At 33.2% G+C, this 17,855-nt stretch carries 21 protein-coding genes; 8 read left to right on the top strand and 13 right to left on the bottom strand.

Annotated elements, in window-relative coordinates; genetic code table 11:
* Window positions 1-68: 68 nt before the first annotated feature.
* From CIB95_RS12740 to CIB95_RS12730, 3 genes are all read right to left on the bottom strand, one after another.
* Window positions 69-731 carry a hypothetical protein gene (locus CIB95_RS12740; RefSeq protein ID WP_094925743.1) on the bottom strand — a complete coding sequence of 221 codons (663 nt, stop codon included), beginning with the start codon at window positions 729-731 and terminating at the stop codon, window positions 69-71.
* An 89-nt stretch (window positions 732-820) separates the two neighbouring features.
* Complete coding sequence (locus tag CIB95_RS12735; RefSeq protein WP_094925741.1) at window positions 821-1,168, bottom strand: DUF3889 domain-containing protein; 348 nt, start codon at window positions 1,166-1,168, stop codon at window positions 821-823.
* Between the two features lie 182 nt (window positions 1,169-1,350).
* Window positions 1,351-2,262 carry an RluA family pseudouridine synthase gene (locus tag CIB95_RS12730; protein WP_094925740.1) on the bottom strand — a complete coding sequence of 304 codons (912 nt, stop codon included), beginning with the start codon at window positions 2,260-2,262 and terminating at the stop codon, window positions 1,351-1,353.
* A gap of 212 nt (window positions 2,263-2,474) precedes the next feature.
* Here CIB95_RS12730 and CIB95_RS12725 point away from each other — a divergent pair, with 212 nt between their 5' ends.
* Both CIB95_RS12725 and CIB95_RS12720 read left to right on the top strand, forming a co-directional pair.
* Window positions 2,475-3,164, top strand: coding sequence for an aspartate/glutamate racemase family protein (locus CIB95_RS12725; RefSeq protein WP_094925882.1), 690 nt, complete (start codon window positions 2,475-2,477; stop codon window positions 3,162-3,164).
* 26 nt (window positions 3,165-3,190) lie between these two features.
* Window positions 3,191-3,454 (top strand): hypothetical protein, encoded by a 264-nt coding sequence (locus CIB95_RS12720; RefSeq protein ID WP_094925738.1) that lies wholly within the window; start codon window positions 3,191-3,193, stop codon window positions 3,452-3,454.
* 266 nt (window positions 3,455-3,720) lie between these two features.
* Here the strand turns inward: CIB95_RS12720 and rarD are convergent, their stop codons facing one another.
* Window positions 3,721-4,674 (bottom strand): EamA family transporter RarD, encoded by a 954-nt coding sequence (rarD, locus tag CIB95_RS12715; RefSeq protein WP_094925737.1) that lies wholly within the window; start codon window positions 4,672-4,674, stop codon window positions 3,721-3,723.
* 224 nt (window positions 4,675-4,898) lie between these two features.
* Here rarD and CIB95_RS12710 point away from each other — a divergent pair, with 224 nt between their 5' ends.
* The 6 genes from CIB95_RS12710 (at window position 4,899) to CIB95_RS12685 (ending at window position 9,727) form a co-directional block, all read left to right on the top strand.
* Window positions 4,899-5,141 carry a DUF2164 domain-containing protein gene (locus tag CIB95_RS12710; protein WP_094925735.1) on the top strand — a complete coding sequence of 81 codons (243 nt, stop codon included), beginning with the start codon at window positions 4,899-4,901 and terminating at the stop codon, window positions 5,139-5,141.
* 204 nt (window positions 5,142-5,345) lie between these two features.
* A complete protein-coding gene (locus tag CIB95_RS12705) occupies window positions 5,346-5,672 on the top strand; it encodes a hypothetical protein (RefSeq protein ID WP_094925734.1) in 327 nt (108 codons plus the stop codon).
* A 199-nt stretch (window positions 5,673-5,871) separates the two neighbouring features.
* Window positions 5,872-7,389, top strand: coding sequence for a carboxypeptidase M32 (locus CIB95_RS12700; RefSeq protein WP_094925880.1), 1,518 nt, complete (start codon window positions 5,872-5,874; stop codon window positions 7,387-7,389).
* A gap of 63 nt (window positions 7,390-7,452) precedes the next feature.
* Window positions 7,453-8,451, top strand: coding sequence for a hypothetical protein (locus CIB95_RS12695; RefSeq protein WP_094925732.1), 999 nt, complete (start codon window positions 7,453-7,455; stop codon window positions 8,449-8,451).
* Between the two features lie 129 nt (window positions 8,452-8,580).
* Window positions 8,581-9,339: a polysaccharide deacetylase family protein gene (locus CIB95_RS12690; RefSeq protein ID WP_094925731.1), complete on the top strand. Its 759-nt coding sequence runs from the start codon at window positions 8,581-8,583 to the stop codon at window positions 9,337-9,339.
* 109 nt (window positions 9,340-9,448) lie between these two features.
* Entirely contained in the window at window positions 9,449-9,727 is a 279-nt protein-coding gene (locus tag CIB95_RS12685) for a hypothetical protein (RefSeq protein WP_094925729.1), read from the top strand.
* Window positions 9,728-9,786: 59 nt separating this feature from the next.
* On the opposite strand, the gene hflC is transcribed toward CIB95_RS12685, so the two are convergent.
* The 9 genes from hflC to CIB95_RS12640 form a co-directional block, all read right to left on the bottom strand.
* Window positions 9,787-10,782: a protease modulator HflC gene (gene hflC / locus CIB95_RS12680; RefSeq protein ID WP_094925727.1), complete on the bottom strand. Its 996-nt coding sequence runs from the start codon at window positions 10,780-10,782 to the stop codon at window positions 9,787-9,789.
* A gap of 33 nt (window positions 10,783-10,815) precedes the next feature.
* Window positions 10,816-11,745: an FtsH protease activity modulator HflK gene (gene hflK / locus CIB95_RS12675; protein ID WP_094925726.1), complete on the bottom strand. Its 930-nt coding sequence runs from the start codon at window positions 11,743-11,745 to the stop codon at window positions 10,816-10,818.
* Window positions 11,746-11,903: 158 nt separating this feature from the next.
* Complete coding sequence (locus CIB95_RS12670) at window positions 11,904-13,223, bottom strand: ABC transporter permease (RefSeq protein ID WP_094925725.1); 1,320 nt, start codon at window positions 13,221-13,223, stop codon at window positions 11,904-11,906.
* A complete protein-coding gene (locus CIB95_RS12665) occupies window positions 13,220-13,912 on the bottom strand; it encodes an ABC transporter ATP-binding protein (protein ID WP_094925724.1) in 693 nt (230 codons plus the stop codon). Before CIB95_RS12665 ends, CIB95_RS12670 begins: the two co-directional genes overlap by 4 nt.
* Window positions 13,913-13,966: 54 nt before the next feature.
* Complete coding sequence (locus tag CIB95_RS12660) at window positions 13,967-14,332, bottom strand: DUF6954 family protein (protein ID WP_094925723.1); 366 nt, start codon at window positions 14,330-14,332, stop codon at window positions 13,967-13,969.
* A 34-nt stretch (window positions 14,333-14,366) separates the two neighbouring features.
* Window positions 14,367-15,404 carry an ABC transporter permease subunit gene (locus CIB95_RS12655; protein ID WP_094925722.1) on the bottom strand — a complete coding sequence of 346 codons (1,038 nt, stop codon included), beginning with the start codon at window positions 15,402-15,404 and terminating at the stop codon, window positions 14,367-14,369.
* Window positions 15,397-16,464 (bottom strand): hypothetical protein, encoded by a 1,068-nt coding sequence (locus CIB95_RS12650; RefSeq protein WP_094925721.1) that lies wholly within the window; start codon window positions 16,462-16,464, stop codon window positions 15,397-15,399. The genes CIB95_RS12655 and CIB95_RS12650 overlap by 8 nt, the downstream gene beginning before the upstream one ends.
* A gap of 3 nt (window positions 16,465-16,467) precedes the next feature.
* The gene (locus tag CIB95_RS12645) at window positions 16,468-17,337 is read right to left on the bottom strand and encodes an ABC transporter ATP-binding protein (protein ID WP_094925720.1); all 870 of its coding nucleotides are present in this window, start codon (window positions 17,335-17,337) and stop codon (window positions 16,468-16,470) included.
* On the bottom strand, window positions 17,330-17,722 hold the full coding sequence (locus CIB95_RS12640) for a GntR family transcriptional regulator (protein ID WP_094925719.1): 393 nt from the start codon (window positions 17,720-17,722) through the stop codon (window positions 17,330-17,332). Before CIB95_RS12640 ends, CIB95_RS12645 begins: the two co-directional genes overlap by 8 nt.
* Window positions 17,723-17,855 lie beyond the last annotated feature (133 nt).

Here is a 17,855-nt window from a genome sequence, read left to right as displayed (position 1 = left end):
CACTCCAAATTATTGTGGGTGCAGTTTTATCTTTAGCATGGTGATTTTTCAGCTACGAGAGATAGTTATTATTGATCTTTTTCATTTTCATCAGATGTAAACGTAATATCGATATAATGTAATGCATGGTCCACATCTAACTTTAGTATTCTTTCATACATCCGTTTCGCTTTATTACTTGATTCATAGGTCTGATATAGAGATATATTATTGATCCATAGTTCAATTCGCTTTTGATTTAAGTAACATCTTAAAAGCATTTTACCTGTTCCGTCATGTGTATAGAGCTCATCTTCCTTTTGTTTATGTTTTTGCCAGACTAAGTGCTTCCATGTATCATCACTTATATAAATATGTTTTAGGATATGTCCATATATATCTGAGATATCATGAAATTGTAGAAATAAAGATTGTATATCAATTTTCGATTTTAAGTATGGTATTCTCCAATATTCATTAATTGCTAGAAGTGCAGCATAAAGTAAGTCGACCTTACCTTGAAATAACTCTTTCAGGGAAATGTTTTTTCTAACGGTTTGAAAGATGTTTTCTTTCGTAGAAGGGCGGAAGTGATCTAACAATAAGACAACGGAGTAGACTATTTCTGCATCAAGTTTTTTCATATCTTTATCAAATTCACGAATATCAATTAAATTAGGCATTTCTTTTTTTAGTTGTCGGACAACATTACTACCAGGTCTTCGATAAAAAAAATGGATGATATCTCCCATAATTTACCCTCCTCTTCATAAATATAGTCGCTACGAGTTAATTTAGAATGAAAAATTCTTCGAGAGCTAATTATGAAGAGGAGCTAATATTATTGTGTTGTTTCTCTAAAAGTTATATCTAATAGGTCACCAGTTTTTGTCTTGAAGGAGATAGTAATAAAAACACCAAATTCTTTTTTATTGTTTCTTAACCATAATTTAAACCTTTCTACGGTAACGTCCCCTTTTACTTCTCTGCCTATGTGCAAGTAATCAATAATATCGCTATTTGGATATCTTTCTTTTGTTTTCTCCATAGCAAGTCGTCCCCATTTAGCATAAGGGGGAATTGCTTTCTCAGCGAATACACTAGTTTCCGTTGTTGGAAAAGAGGAAGGGATAGATGGAGAATATAAAAAAATAATTATTGTAAAGAAAGTAAAGATTACTCGATTCATAAATCACCAACTTCTTGTTTTACCATTACTATTTTCCAAATGGCAAAACCTATACATATATTTAAAGACGTGAATACCTATGATAATATTTAAAATACTTTTATAAAAAAACTGCACGCCAATTATTGTTGGTTGTAACTAATAATCGACGTGCAGTATATGTTAAATTCTTAATATATTTTTTAGATTTCTTCAATATTAAAATGGAACAATGGGATCTTGTCATTAAAAGGGGCGATACAAGATATCTTTTCCCCTCCAATTGGATGTGGGAACTCAATTTTTGCTGCATGTAGCGCTTGCCTATTCCCTCGCTTCCCAGCATATAATGTATCGCCGTTTAAGGGATGGCCAATATGGCTCATATGAACTCTAATTTGGTGTGTTCGTCCTGTTTCAAGCTGAAGTTTAACTAGTGAAGTATTATTTTCCTCATCATATTGTAAGACTTCATAATTTGTTTTGGCAGATTGGCCTGTAGGTGAAACGCGCCTTCTCGTAGCATGGTGACGATCTTTTCCTATTGGCTTATCAATCGTACCTTTACTAGAGTTAAACTGCCCCATTACTAAAGCAATGTATGTCCGTTTTATTATTCTTTGTTCAAGCATTTTGTCCAAAATTGCTCCAGAAACTGCATGTTTAGCAAAGAGAATAGCTCCAGAAGTGTCTTTATCCAGCCTATGGATATGCCTAACTTTTGTTTTAACATTAGACTTTTGAAAGTAATTAGCAACTGCATTTGACAAAGTATTTGATTGACTTCCATCACTTGGGTGGGTATCAATACCTGCCTGTTTATTGACGATTAATAAATGATCATCTTCATATAAAACTTCTAGAGGTATCTCGGTAGGAACAACACCATAGTCTTCAGTAGGAAAAAGCTTTATTTGAAACACTTCTCCTTCTGATAGGGGCTTTGTCCAAGGAAAAAGTTCGTCGTTTATTTTTACACCTTTGTCCATTCGTAATTGATGAAGTGGTTTTTTAGCAACTTGAAAAAAATCTTTTAACACATCTTCTATTGAGATGTTATGCCATTCTGAAGGGATGATTATCTCTAACCATTCACCTTTTTTAGTCATTTCCATAAGTTTCTCCTTTATTTTAAGAAAAAATTTCAATTCATTGAAATCATCTCACAATGAGTAACTTAGATGCAAGACTAGGGGTTAATTATAATTTAGCTTTTATTGATTTGATTTAATTGTGGAAGGGCCATTTGAAAAATAGTATAGTTTTCACTAGGAAGAATGTAATAAGGTGCTTTAGTTTGGCTGAAAGACGAAGTGGAGGGTTAGAGTTGAAGACGATCGGATTAATTGGCGGGATAACGTGGGAGTCAACCGTTGAATACTATAAAATTATCAACAAGGAAATTCAAAAATCACTTGGAGGATACCATTCTGCAAAACTAGTTCTCGCTAGTGTTGATTTTGCGGAAATAGAAAAAGCTCAGCATAATAATGATTGGGAAAAAGTTGCATCATTAATAGTACAAGCTTGCCAGCAAGTGGAACGGGCAGGAGCGGAGCATATCATAATTTGCAGCAATACAATACATAAAATTTCCGACCAGTTAGTAGGTTTCATAACGATACCACTAGTTCATATCGCTGATGCTACAATCAATGCATTAAAAGAAAAGGGTTTAAAAAATGTCGGTCTTTTAGGGACAAAATTTACAATGGAAGAAGACTTTTTCAAGGATAAATTCACTTCTTCGGGAATTAATGTAATGGTGCCTAATGGCGAGAACAGAAGTGTAGTAAATGATATAATTTTTCAAGAGCTATGTTTTGGTATAATTAAAGATAGTTCGAAAGAATTTTTACGAAGAATTATTGATGATTTGAAACATAATGGTGCAGAAGCAGTTATTTTAGGATGCACAGAATTAGCATTTATCGTTCAGCAAAAAGATGTTGAACTCTTGTTAATAGACACGGTAAAAGAACATGCGAAGTTGGCAGTTAAGTTATCGTTACAATAATTTTTTTAGGGAAGGGAAGTAGCATCATGAGTTTTTCAAGAAAGTTATTTTATTTTGGGATAGCGATCATTGTCATAGGTCCGTTTATTATGTTTGGAGTTGATTATGGTCAAGCAAAAAATCAAAAACCTCCTATTTTTGCGGGGAAAACAAGTGTATATAAAGATGGAGGCACTACTGAATATACTGGAATTGGCTATAAAGTTATTGATTATAATGAACTTGATGGTCGAGATGACATCGTATTTATCTCGAAGTTCTTTAATGTAGGAACGAAGAAAGAAGATTAGTAAAAGAGGCTGGAACAAAACCTTTCTACTCATTGAAAAAAACGAACTATTCAGATGTATATTCTGAATGAGTTCGTTTTTTATGTTGCTAACGAATAATATGATGCTCCGTCATAATACTTCGCTTTCCACGGGCACGGCCTCAGCCTCCACGTTCGTACCTCACTATGGGGTCTTCGGACTCGTGCTTTTCCCGTAGGAGTATACGTATTTTGACTACGATTACTTTCAATGTTCGGCTTTTGAATAGCCACTTTTTTAATGAACTATGTTGTATGCACTGTCTTTTTCTTAATCATTTTGTGTTGCAATCTTAACATTGGCTTTGTTTTAGCGCATGAAAATAATAGTAAGGCAATCCATATGAAGCTAAAACTTACTAAATGCACAGTAGAGAAAGGTTCCTTAAACAAGAATATAGCAAGGACTAATTGAATTGTCGGTGCAATATATTGAAAAAATCCGACCATATATAATGGGATTCTAGCTGTTGACTCAGCAAACCATAATAGTGGCATCGCAGTTATTACACCTGCTCCAATGAGAACCACTGTAATAAAGAAGGAACTATTAGCAAAGGCAGCTTCACCTGTAATTTGTAAGCTGGAAAGATAAATGAGAGCGATTGGCACCATTAACATCGTTTCAATTGTTAAGCTAACAATCGGTCCTAACTTTGCCATTTTTTTAACAAGTCCATAAAAGCCAAAAGTGAATGCTAACCCTAAAGCAACCCAAGGGATACCACCGAATTGAATTGTCAAAATGAATACTCCAATTCCTGCAATAAAGAAAGATATACCTTGCCAAAACGCAAATATTTCTTTTAGGACAATAACTCCGAGCAAAACAGAAACTAAAGGATTAATATAATAGCCTAAACTTGCTTCAACGGTTTGTTCATTATTAACAGCCCATATGTATATAAACCAATTTGCAGTAATCAATATTGCAGCGGCTAGTATTAATAACATACTAATTTTATTTTTTGTTATCCTTTTAAACTCGTTAATAAATTGCGCCCATCTGGATGTAATGATGAGAACAAATATTAAAAAGAAAAAAGACCAAAAAATTCTGTGCATTAATATCTCAGATGCCGGTACTGTATCTACTAATTTCCAATAAAGAGGTAAAATCCCCCATGATGAATAAGCAAGGATAGCGTACAATACACCTAATCCAAACTCTTTATCTTCTGCTGACTTTAATCGATTAATAGGTAAGTCCCCCTTTAGAAAATCTAATTATCTTACCCATTTTATCACCTAGCTGTAATAATTTGTATAAATTTATTTGAGTTATTTTTAATCATAAGCACTAACTAATGAAGAAAGCGCGGAACTTGTTTAACAGTTGTTGTTTTCTTGGCATTTATCATACGAAGATGACAGTTTGTTAGTATGTTAAACTATAATGTATTAAGGTAAAAGGAGACACACATATGGATATTAACATTTCAAAAGATATTAAAAAAGAAATAATCAACTCTATCCAAGCTTATTTTCATGAAGAGCGAGATGATGAAATTGGTGATTTAGCAGCAGAACTTTTATTAGATTTCTTTTTAGAACAAATTGGTCCACACTTTTACAACCAAGGTGTTCACGATGCCAAGGATATGGTAATGGATCGAATGTTAAGTATGGAAGTTGATTTAGAAGCTTTAAAGAGACCTATTCGATAAAGAAAAATACTTAGGTTAGCTAAGCACATGTTCTTTTCTGGCATGTGCTTTTATGTTTTTTTTATTATAATTTATTAGGAAATCCTGCATGAATAGTGATACGTAAAATATAGTTATATGGAGATTATGTTGCCAGACTTGATTTATCAGACAATAGTATCTCATATGTATTTTTGTAATGAAACTATTGATGGAGGTTAAAAAATGGATAATATTATTGATTTTAACCGATATAAAGATAAAAAACTTGAAGCCCATAAAATCCCATTTTTCACTAAGAATGCAATAATTACATTAAAAACTGAAGAAGGTAAAATGAAATATATTGTTATTGCGAATATCGTCATGCGTGGAAAACAAATTATTGCAATGAATCGTCTCGATAAAGACGAAGAAAATATTGGGATTGCAGAAGCAGTTATTGAAAATAACAAAGTAAAAAATATACAAAAAATAACGGAAGAAGAGTTTGCAGAAGCTTCTAAACACTTTAAACAAATAATTAAAAATATTGGTGAAAGCAATAATTAGTTTATTAAGCTCATGAATCTATACGATCATGGGCTTTATGAATTTCTAAATGAAGAAGTCAACGAAAATGGTATAAAAGCTCACATTTTGCCCAGGAGAAATAATAATTAGAAAAAATAGTTTTCATTCGCCTCACTAAGTAATTCCATGTATACTTAATGTAAGAAAGAGATTGCTGACAGGGGGATAATTGATGCAAATGACAGTCAATTTAAAAGAGAGATTAGAAGAGTTTAAGGCATTAGACGAAAAAATATGTGCCTTTTCAAGTGTTCTTAGTTTAGCAGGTTGGGACGCAAAAGTAAAAGCTCCAAAAAAGGGGCGAATGACTTTTGCAAAATCAATTGGAGCCCTTTCTACAGAAGTGTTTAAACTAAGTGTATCTAAAGAAATGGGCGAGCTTTTAGAATATTTAACAAGCCCTGAAGTTTACGAACAACTTAATGAAACAGATAAAGCTATCGTTCGTGTTAGAAATCATAGTTATTCTCGTTCCAAGAGTATTCCTACAGAACTGTACCAAGAATATAGCGTCCTAACTGGAGAAGCGAATAATGCCTGGGAAGATGCTAGAGCAAATAATGACTTTTCACTATATCAACCTTATTTAGAACGTATGGTTGAAATAAAAAAACAATTTGCTGAGTATTTTGGTTATGAAAAACATCCGTACGATGCTCTGATGGATGATTATGAACCAGGATTGACTGTCGAAGAAATTGATCCTATTTTTGCTGGATTACGGAAAAGTAGCATTGATCTTCTTGACCGCATTAAAAAGTCAGGGAACGAACCTGATACTTCAATGCTTGAAAAAGATTATAATATTGCAGAACAAGAGGCATACTTACTTACCCTTTTACCGGAATTTGGCTATGATCTAGAGGCTGGTCGTTTAGATGCAACCATTCACCCCTTTGCAAGTACAATAAATGGTAATGACGTTCGTATTACTACTCGTTATGAAAAGAATAATATAGCATTTGCTCTATTTTCAACCATTCATGAAGCGGGACATGCGCTTTATGAGCAAGGGATTAATGAAAGTTTTGAAGGAACAGTTCTACGCCGTGGGACATCTCTAGGCATTCACGAATCTCAATCACGATTCTTTGAGAATATGGTTGGTAGGTCTGAAGAGTTTTGGAAAGCTTACTACAATGGACTTCAAGAAGCATTTCCGAACCATTTAAGTGATGTAACTTTAGACTCGTTTTACCGAGCTGTAAACAAGGTGCAACCATCCAATATCCGAGTTGAAGCAGATGAACTTACATATAACTTACACGTTATGCTTCGCTATGAAATTGAAAAAGGATTAATTTCCGGAGATATTGCTGTAAAGGATCTTCCGAAAATTTGGAATGAAAAAATGGAAGAATATTTAGGTATTGTCCCTGAGAACGATACTGTTGGTGTACTGCAAGATGTGCACTGGTCATTTGGTGCTATTGGCTACTTCCACACATATTCGTTAGGAAATCTTTATGCAGCCCAATTGTTAAATACTATTACGAAGGAAATGCCAGACTTTTATGAACAAATTGCAAATGGTAACATTCTTGCAATTAGGGAATGGATGAAAGAGAAAATTCATCAATATGGTAAGTTATATTTACCTTCAGAACTTATTAAGATGGCAACTGGAGAAGAGTTAAACGCAAAATATTTAGTTGATTATTTAGAAAGTAAATATACAAAACTTTATAACTTATAAAAAATAATGTAGACTATAATAGTTTCACAGCAAGAATATAAAAACTTTAAGAGGTGAGAGAATTTGAAAAAATTGTTAGCTATTGTTATTACTGCAGCACTTTCTTTTTCTTTACTTGCATGTAATAAAGAAGTAGATCCTCAGCAGCTATACGCTGATGGATATAAATTATTAGAAGAAGCAAAAACTTACGAAAGTAGTTCTACAGTTGATCTTAATCTAGAGATTGAAGAGTCAGAATCAACTGTTCCATTAACTGCAGAAGAACAACAAATCATCAAAACTATTAACAGTGCAGATATTAAAGTTAATAGTGTCGTAGATACAGAAAATGAAAAGTATGAATTATCATTAGATGCAGCAATCGAATTCGGCTTTATTAAGCCTACAATAAAAACAACGTTATTAATGGATATGAAAAACAATATGATGTATGTAGATGCTTCGGCACTGTATGATGAGTTTTATATGTTTGTGGCTGACATGCTACCACCAAATGTAGATTTAAGTATTTTAAAAGACCATATTATTTTTGCTGATTTAGAGGCACTGTCGCAAGAAATGGAAGGAGAGTTTAGTTTAGAGGAATTAACAATCGCTCCTGAAATGAAATCTAGTGATCTTATTGCTTCCATTGCTAAAGAAAACTTTACTACATTAGAGTTGACGAAAGAAGATAAAGCAAAAAAAGCTAAAAATAAAGTGAAACTTACTTTGAGCAATGAAGAAGTCAAAGCAATAGCATTAGATGTGTTGGCTAAACTTGATCCTGAAGAAACAGCAGAACTAGATATGACTTTCATTGATCAATTAACATTTAATAATTTTTCGGTTACGACATTATTTAATAAAGATGGACACATTATTGAAGATGAAATTTCTGTTAGCTTTACTATTACAGAGTCAGAGATGATGAATAGTGTTACAATCGATTTTGCAATTATTACGGATTATACAAATATCAATAAGCCAGTAACATTTAAAATTAACCCGGATACAGATAAAAAAATCGATATTATGGAAGTAATTCAACAAGTAATAATGGGTCAAATGGACTTTTAAAAGGGGAAGCCGCATCAGAAATGGTGCGGTTTTTTATTTCTACAGTTTTCTGTATACATAAATTAACAACTATCCTGACAAACTAAACCGACCAAGAATTATTGAATTGGTGGGGGATGAGATGAGTTTATGAAGACAAAGGCTTTTATTTATATTTCATTATTGTTATTATTTGTATTTATTTTTATAGGACCGAGCCAACACATTGTTGAGGCGAAAAAAAGTCGATACTATTTTGAAAGGGAAGGGAAAGCAGTCTGGGAGGTAGCGACAGATAAAAAGGTGCTCGCTTTAACTTTTGATGATGGCCCTAGCCCAACTTTTACACCAAAAATATTAGATATACTAAAAAAACATAATGTAAAAGCTACCTTTTTCTCAGTTGGCTCTCGAATGGAAAATAGTCCAGATATCGTAAAAAGACAAGTACAAGAGGGGCATGAAATTGCAAACCATACATTTACACATCCAAGTTTTCATCGTCTCTCTACAAAAGCAATGAAAGAGGAACTAATTAATGCAGAAAATACTATTACTAAATTAACTGGAAAATCAACAAAGTACTTTCGTCCACCAGGGGGCTTTTATAATGAAAAAATTATTAACACTGCAAACGGTTTAGGTTTTACCGTTATTATGTGGTCCTGGCACATGGATTCTTTTGACTGGCGGTACCCTGGAGTTTCTTATATGGTTCGAAGAATGTTAAAGAATGCAACGAATGGCGATATCATTTTATTCCATGACTTTGGCGGAGATCGCACGCAAACAATACAAACCTTACAACAAGTATTGCCAGCTCTTAAGGAGCGTGGTTATACTTTTATTACAATTTCTGAACTGCTGCAGTTGCATCCAATTTACAAATACTTAGAAAATAGTTATTAAATAATAGAAAATGGAACTACAAAATACAAATTGTTATAAGGACAAATAACCATATGTTAAGCTAGAGGTAGGTAAGATATCTTTCAAAAGTTTAAAAAGGGGAGATAACTTGAAACTAAGCAAATTAATATTATTTGCCTTCGGAAACGTAGCCATAGGATTGATATCAGTCTACATCTATTTTTATTTATGGATAATGTTTAGCTTTGGAGGAAGTTTTCAGCTCTTTTCAATCGAAGCGCTTGTAACAATGCTAATATTTATTTTATTGTTTATTCTCTTTAATTTATTGATACTTAAAAATGAAACGAATAAAAATTGGTGGATTGCTAGTAGTTTAGCACTTACTTCAATATTAACTTTTATTTTGGTGATGGAATTTTCATAAAAACCTCCATTATAGTCACAATAAACGCCCTCACTTTTAGACGTGAGGGCGTTTATCTTTTAATTATTCCCTAAAAGGTATTTTGCAAATTCAGATTGAAGAGGTACGACAATTTTTGTTCCTTCTGGAAGCTTTTTATAAGCTAGTAAAGTTTGGTAGAATGAGTAAAATTCTGCATCTTGTGAATATGCTTCAGCATAAATACGTGTCGCTTCTGCATCACCTTCACCCATGATTGTTTCTTTTTGTTCATAAGCCGTAGCAAGTAATACCGTTTTTTCTTTATCTGCTTGTGAGCGAATCTTTGTTGCTTCTTCTTCACCTTCAGAGCGATATTTCTTTGCCATACGTTCACGTTCAGTACGCATACGTCGATAGATGTTTTCATTGTTTTCTTTAGGTGGTTCTGTACGTCTAATACGAACATCTTCCACTGTCATCCCGTAAGCAATTAAATCCGCATTAACCTCAGCAATTACTGCATCAATCATAGCAGTTTGTTGCTCCATATCAGCAATAATATCATGTGCATTTGTTCTACCAATTTGTTTGTTTAAGTTCGAATAGATTAGATCATCTAAACGTAATTGAGCATTTCTTTCATTTTTCATTGCTTGTTTGAAAAGAGCTACGTTTGTAATTCTCCATTGTGCAAAGTTATCCAACACTAACTTCTTTTTATCACGTGTCGTAACTTCACGAGGATCAGTATTGTAAGTTAATAAACGGTCAGAAAACTCGTTAACAGCATCGATAAAAGGTAACTTAAAGAAAAGTCCTTTTCCTTTTACTACAGTAACGTCATCTAGCTTTTCATTTTCTTTTAGTTGTGCAACTACAGATTCATAGTTTTCTTCTGAAACGATAACTTTTTTAATTTCACCGAATCGAGTAACAACAGATTGTTCCGTTTCAATAACTCGGAAAGTTAATAGATTATATAAAACAAGTCCTAATACTATAAAAGCAAGTAAAAAACCATATTTTTTTGCTTCACTTAGGATTGCTGCATTTTCACGCCTTTTTTGTTCAAGTTGATCTTGGTTATCTACCATAGTTTAACGCTCCTCACGATAATTTCTTTTTAGTTATTGCAGTTTTTGAAGTGGTAGGAAAGGTAATGTATTTCCATTTTCATCTAGGAAGTACATTTCAAGATTATTCATCACTTCTGAAATAGTTTCTAAATACATACGCTTACGTGTAATTTCCTTCGCTTGCGTGTATTGTTCTAATATTGCAACGAACTTTGCAACATCACCGTTTGCTTCAGAAATACGCTTTTGCTTATAAGCTTGAGCATCATTTATGAGTTTTGCTGCTTCACCACGTGCTTTTGGAAGAATATCATTCGCGTAAGTCTCTGCTTGGTTAATTGCAGCTTGTTTATCTTCCTTCGCAGCGATTACATCTTTAAATGCTGCATTTACACTTTCTGGAGGGTTTACATCTTGTAATTGTACATTTCGAACTGCAATTCCTAATTGGTATTCATCAATGATTGTTTGCGTTAATACTTGGATTTCTTGTTGAACTAATTCTTTATTATCTGTTAGAACATCATCCAATGAATGGTTTGCTACGACACGGCGAATGGCTGTTTCTCCTGCCATGCGAAGTGTGTCATAAGGATCATCTACATTAAATAAGAACGCTTCTATATCTGTGATTACAAACTGCATCGAAGTTTCTACTTCAACTAAGTTTTCGTCACCTGTTAGCATAATTGATTCTTCTTCAACACTCCTAAATTGAGCATTTTGCTGCGTGTCTCCACCTGAAACTGTACGGTAGCCGAACTCAAAACGTTTAGGCTCAGTTACATTTTCCGTCCAAACGGTTTCAATTGGATAAGGGAGGTGGTAGTTAATTCCTGCGTCAGTTACTGTATTTACATGTTGTCCAAAACGTAGGACTACAGCATTTTCAGAGTCCTCTACAATATAAATTCCAGTAAGACCCCAAGCTATTAATAGCAAAGGTATAATCCATCTTCCGAGTTTAAACTTTACGTCCATTTTTATCGCTCCTATTATCAAATTCTTTATCTCTACTATTCAAGTATATAACTTATGTACTAGGATTCATATGAAAAGCCCTTGAAAAACTTATGACAGTTTGTGACAATAAATAAACCCTCCTTCATTAGGAAAGGAAGGAGGGAGGTCAAAAACTATTATATCTCTCTACGCATTGCTTTTAATACATCAACTTTTGTTGCCCTTTTCGCAGGGCGAAGACCAGATAAAATTGTTACTGATAAGCAAATCACGATACAAATCATCGGTAACGTCCATGGGATGTAAGAAAACATCAATTCTTCTGGTGGTGTAGCGCCAAATGCGCTTTTGATCACGAAAGGAAGTCCGAAGTTAACGACAAAGCTTATGACGTAAGCGATAATGGTTCCGAAAATTGCACCGAGGAGCCCAATATAACTACTTTCAATTAAGAAAATGTTTTTAATCGTTTTCGGATTTGCACCGATTGCCTTCATAATTCCAATATCTGGAGCACGCTCTGTTACAGCCATTGTCATTGTGTTATATATACCAATCGAAGCTATAAGAATAGCAATTGTTCCAATAAATAATAGTCCGACTTTGACTATTGTGAACATAATATTAATTTCTTTTAATTCGCTAACAACAGACCAAACACCATATCCTTTTTCCTCTAATTGTTCTGTTAAGTCTTCAACTGCACCCAAGTTTTTAGCATAAATGTTAACTTCATTATAAGGGCGATCATCTTCTAACGTATCTTTTTCAAAGATAGCACCGTTTATCTCTATATATTTTTCTTCTGATATATAAACATTTATATCATGCATCCAATTTCTCGTTGGCTCAGCGCCGATACCGACAATTGTTAAAGGAAATGATAATTCTTGTCTATTTCCAGTTTCATCTGACGTATAAACTAGCATTATTACATCTTTGCCAATAAGGTCGCCATTATATTTATAGTCATCTTTTAAATTTCCATTTTCATCGTATGGATTTGTATCTTCTGATAAGTCAGAAGGTCTTAATGACTGTTCGATAAAGTTGTAACCTACAATAATTTCATTTTCCTTTTCTGGTAGTCTCCCTGCAGATAGTTCAAATCCAGATTTTAATTCCGATGGCATATGTGCAACGATTGAATTTGTATAACCTTTGAATTCATCTACAACAACTTCAGTGTGGTAAGGGATACTTTTTCGGCGCGTTACTGCTTTTACATCCTCTAAACTTTCAAAATACTCAATATCTTCATCAGTAATACTATAATAAATATCATCATCACCTTGTTTACCGTGAACACTTATTTCAGTAACAGCTCTTCGCTCGGTAACTTCTGTCACTACGGATTTATGTAAGCCAAACCCGACAGAAGCAAGGACGATTAGAAAGGCACAGCCCATTGCTGTTGCAAGTACAGTCATAAATATTCGTGAGCGATTCTTTTTCATATTTTGGCGGACGAAGTTAAACTGGTCTTTAAATCTCATACTAATGCCGCCTCCTTAACGAGTTTTCCATCTGCAATTTCTAACGTGCGATGTCCAATTTGGGCAACCCTTTCATCATGTGTAATGATTAAAAACGTAATTCCCAATTCACTGTTTAATTTTTTTATGAAATTTAATATATCTTCTTCCGTTTCACTATCTAAGCTTCCAGTAGGTTCATCTGCAAGAATAATAGGGGGGTTAACAATTAATGCCCTCGCAATACTTACTCGTTGCTGCTGACCACCTGATAGTTCGCTAGGATAGTGGTCTGCAAAATCTTTTATACCTACTGTTTCTAGCATATTGTTCGTTTTTTCAATTCGTTCCTTTTCAGGAACTCCTTTTAATATTAAGGGTAACTCAACATTTTGAAACGCTGTCATACTTGGAATAAGTTGAAAACTTTGAAAGATAAACCCTAAATGTTCAAGACGAAAGTCTGCGAACTTTGCTTCATTAAATGTCGTAACATCCGTCCCGTCGATCGTAATTTTTCCTTCTGTTGGGTGAATGAAGCCACTGATAATGTTTAGTAATGTTGATTTACCAGATCCACTGCGTCCAACAATCGTAACGATTTCTTCTTTTCTTACATGTAAAGAAACATCATTTAGTACGGGGATAATAGTCTTTTTCCCTTTTTTTCCTATTTCAAATTTATGGCTAATATTTTCTAAAGTAATCAAGTTAGTTTTCCTCTCTTATTAAAAATTTTCCTTTGGTAATTAGGTAATCGTTTTTTATTTGTTTCTATTCCATAAATAATAAGTTGCTCCTGCAATAATATATAAGAAAATAGATACTACTATAGTTATCACTTTTTCATCAAAAGGTCTTTCTGATATAAAAAGTGTGCCTAAGCTGAGATATGATGCAAAGATAACTAGGAGCCCTAAAATTGTATATACAACCCAGTTAATCAAGTGTTTTCTTTTTTTGAGCCATTTCACGAAGACAAAAGTTAAAAGAATATATATCAAGCTAACTACTAGTAACAAGATTAATTTTTCCTCACTTGAACCATCTGCTAGTAACAATGGACCTACACCGTATAATGTAACTAATCCATATAACAAGATAAAAATAATATAGATGAACAAGTTCATATTAATCACCTTTCTTTTTTTAATTTTAGTGTTACTATTTCTTTCTATTTCGCATCCAAATAACGAAATAGGTGATTGAAGCAAAGATTATGCCGCCTGCATGATAAAATAGCACTGGTGCAGTTTTTTCGAATATAAAGCCTGCAAAGACCCAGCCACCAATTAGGTAAGAACATAAAACAATAGCAATTTTGATGATTTTATTAAGTTGTTTATAGACCAATAACTTTCCGTTATTTTCGCTATTAACTTTTTTAGAGAATAGACCTATTAAACTTAAATATAAAACCGTAATTAAGGCTGGCGTAAAAAGAGCTTTTAGAAAAAAACGAAATGGTTCTTCTCTAACAGGAGTATTAGCTGTCAACATAGCTCCTAAATCCAAATTTACTAGGAATACAGGCATCGTTGTCGTAAACATTAATGATAATATTAGTCCTTCAAAATGAAAGGTGATTTTCGTGATATCAAATAGATTTTCATAGTGGACCATAAATCCCATATAAGCGAGAATCCAAAAGAAGAAAGGAAACAGTAACAAAATTGCACTCGCAAAAAGTTGCGTGTATTGATTTCCTACAATTTGCCCAACAAGTAGACATAACGTATAAATACCAATTAAAGTAATGGTACTTGCAAAAAAGTATAAGAAAATCGTGTGTAATGGCAAGTAATTACTTAAGATAGAATAGTAAACAAGAGGGGTTGTAATTAGCATCGTTAAAACGTTGACGGCTACTATTGTAACAACACCGAAACTCCATTTACTTAGTAGAATGTCTTTTCTTTTTAAAGGAAGCGACAATGCAAAGTCTATGCTTTGATTGGATCTTTCGCGCCCTTGAAAGATGGTAGCTAGTAAGACAAGGCATAGTATTTGGATGATTGATATCCAATAACTAGCATTAAAATAATAATGATGCCCTGTGATTGGAACAAGTTGTAGTTCACTTTGTAGTCTTCCAATCTGAAAATAAATGTTTATAGGATAAAATAATGAAACAAAGATAAATGTCCAAATTAAGAACTTTGATTGCTTATAATGCTTTTTCCAGAGAAAGCGATTAAACATTTTTAACCCCACCTATACCTTTAAAACGAATGTTTTTATTAAGAAGTAAGTTTATTGTTACAAACGCAATTCCACCAGCAATTAAGCCACCTATGTGATAAACTACTACCGTTTCCAATGGATACATAATAGAAGTAATAAGCGTTCCTCCTAATAAGTAGAAACAAATAACAACTCCGAAAATGAATAAAGATTCGAATGGCTTATAAATAATTAATTTGCCATTGTGTTCACTACGCATATTTTTTGATAAGTACCTTGTCGTACTTAAAAATAAGGTAGTAATAACGAGTGGTATGAAGAAAGCATAGAAACGATATGGCTCTAATCCATCAAGTTGAGCGGTTTCAATAGCAAAGTCAGTTGCTATTAAGCTAATCGGCATAGTTATTGCATGAAAGAAAGTCTCGTACATATAAAAACTGTTATTAAGAGTCGTTTCTGTTAAGTGTTCGTAATGAAACCTGATTCCATGTGAGAGTAGTGTAAATACCCCAGCTGGAAGTAATAAAAATATCCAAGTTAAGACAAATTGACCGATATGATTTCCGACAATTTTTCCAATTAATAAACTAAACGTGTAAATACCAATAAGATAAATAACACTGGAAGTATAGTAAAATAAAAAAAGGTGATAAGGAATAAGTGTTATTAAATATGAATTGTATAAAATAATTGACGTAAAGATAAAACTTACAAAATTTGCAGAAAGAATAGTAATAACTCCAATAGACCATTTACTACGCAACAAGACGTGCCTTTTAAAAGGTAATGTTAACGTGAAATCCATCGATTGATTAGAGCGTTCTAAGCCTAATAAAATAGAAGCGATTCCAACTAATAAAATCATTTGGAATAAGGAAATAAATCCACTCGGCTCGAAGTTGAAAAAAAGAGCAGGAGGTTCGCTTCCGTTTAAAAGGTTCTTTTCCATTATATCAATTGCAATTCTTTCATAATTAATGATGTTTAGAGGGTAAACCAAGGACACTAACCAAAATCCCCAAATTAAATATTTCGTTTCTTTATAATGTTTTTTCCACAAAGCTTTGTTTAACATGTTTTAACCTCCGATCTCCGTAATAAAGATATCTTCCAATGACATTGGTAACTCTTCGATTACTAATGGGTTTTCCTCTTTCAATAGCGACAATGTTTCATTTGCTTTGCCTTTTAAAACGACGGTATAGACACGGCCTGTATGGTTGGTAATTTGTAAATTCGTTAGACTCTTTAACTTAGATGGAAAGTCGCCCTTAAATACAACTTGAATTTTTTTGTATTCCTTATCTACTTCATCCATGTTAAAAGTAGAGTTAATTTTTCCGTTTTTCATAAGTAAAACAGTATCTGTAATTTTTTCTAATTCATTTAAATGGTGACTGGAAATAAGTAAAGATATGTTTTGTTCAGAAACTTCCTCTAATAAAAGCTGCAACACATTCCTTTTGACGATAGCATCCAACCCATTTGTAGGTTCATCTAAAATGATTAATTCTACTTTTGCTGAAATTGCAAGAATAATAAAAAATAGTGCTTTCATACCTTTAGAAAAATTCCGTAGTTGTTTATTTGCAGGTAGGTTAAATCGCTCTAATAAGGAATGAAAATATGTCATATCAAAATTAGGATAAATAGCTTCGTATAAACTACTAATTTCTTTCACACTATAGCTATTAAAATTGTGATGGGAGTCAGGAATATAAATGATACTTTTTTTTACTTCTGGCTCTGTCATAATATTTTTATTGTTAAATGTGATTTCACCTTTATCTAGTTCTAATATTCCAACTAAACAGCGGAGTAAGGTCGTTTTTCCTGCACCATTTTCTCCAACCAAGCCTACGATTGAGCCTTTAGCGATGGAAAAAGAGATGTCTTGTAATACTGGTTTCTCATCGATAACTTTGCAAATATGGTTAACGTTAAGCATGATCTGTTCCTCCTAATTCATCTAAGATATCTTCGACCCAGTCCATTAACGTGTCACGGTCAATATCTAGGTATGATGCTTCAACTATCAATTGTTTTAATGATTCCTTCATAACAATGATCCTTTCATCATCTATCTGTTTTTTTATATTTTCTGATACAAATGTTCCTTTGCCGCGCCGTGTTTCTATAATTCCTTGGCGCTCAAGTTCCTGATATGCCTTACTAACAGTATTTGGATTAACAAGTAGGGTAGAAGAGAGCTCACGAACGCTCAGTAGCTTGTCGTTAGGTTGCATAATTCCTTTTAAGATCATTTCCTTTACTTGGTTAACAATCTGTTCCCAGATAGGAGTGTTGCTACGGTCATTTAATTGGAAAAGCAAGTTGTTTCCTCCTTTCAGCTTTATTATATTCAGTTAATTTGTATTAGGTGTATTATATTATGTAGTACACTTAATACAATATATGCAGTTATCTAGAAAGTCAACACAGGAATTGAAATATTAATAAAAAACC

The organism is Lottiidibacillus patelloidae, from assembly GCF_002262935.1.
Taxonomy (GTDB): domain Bacteria; phylum Bacillota; class Bacilli; order Bacillales; family SA5d-4; genus Lottiidibacillus; species Lottiidibacillus patelloidae.
This window is presented reverse-complemented; position numbering and strand designations above follow the sequence as displayed.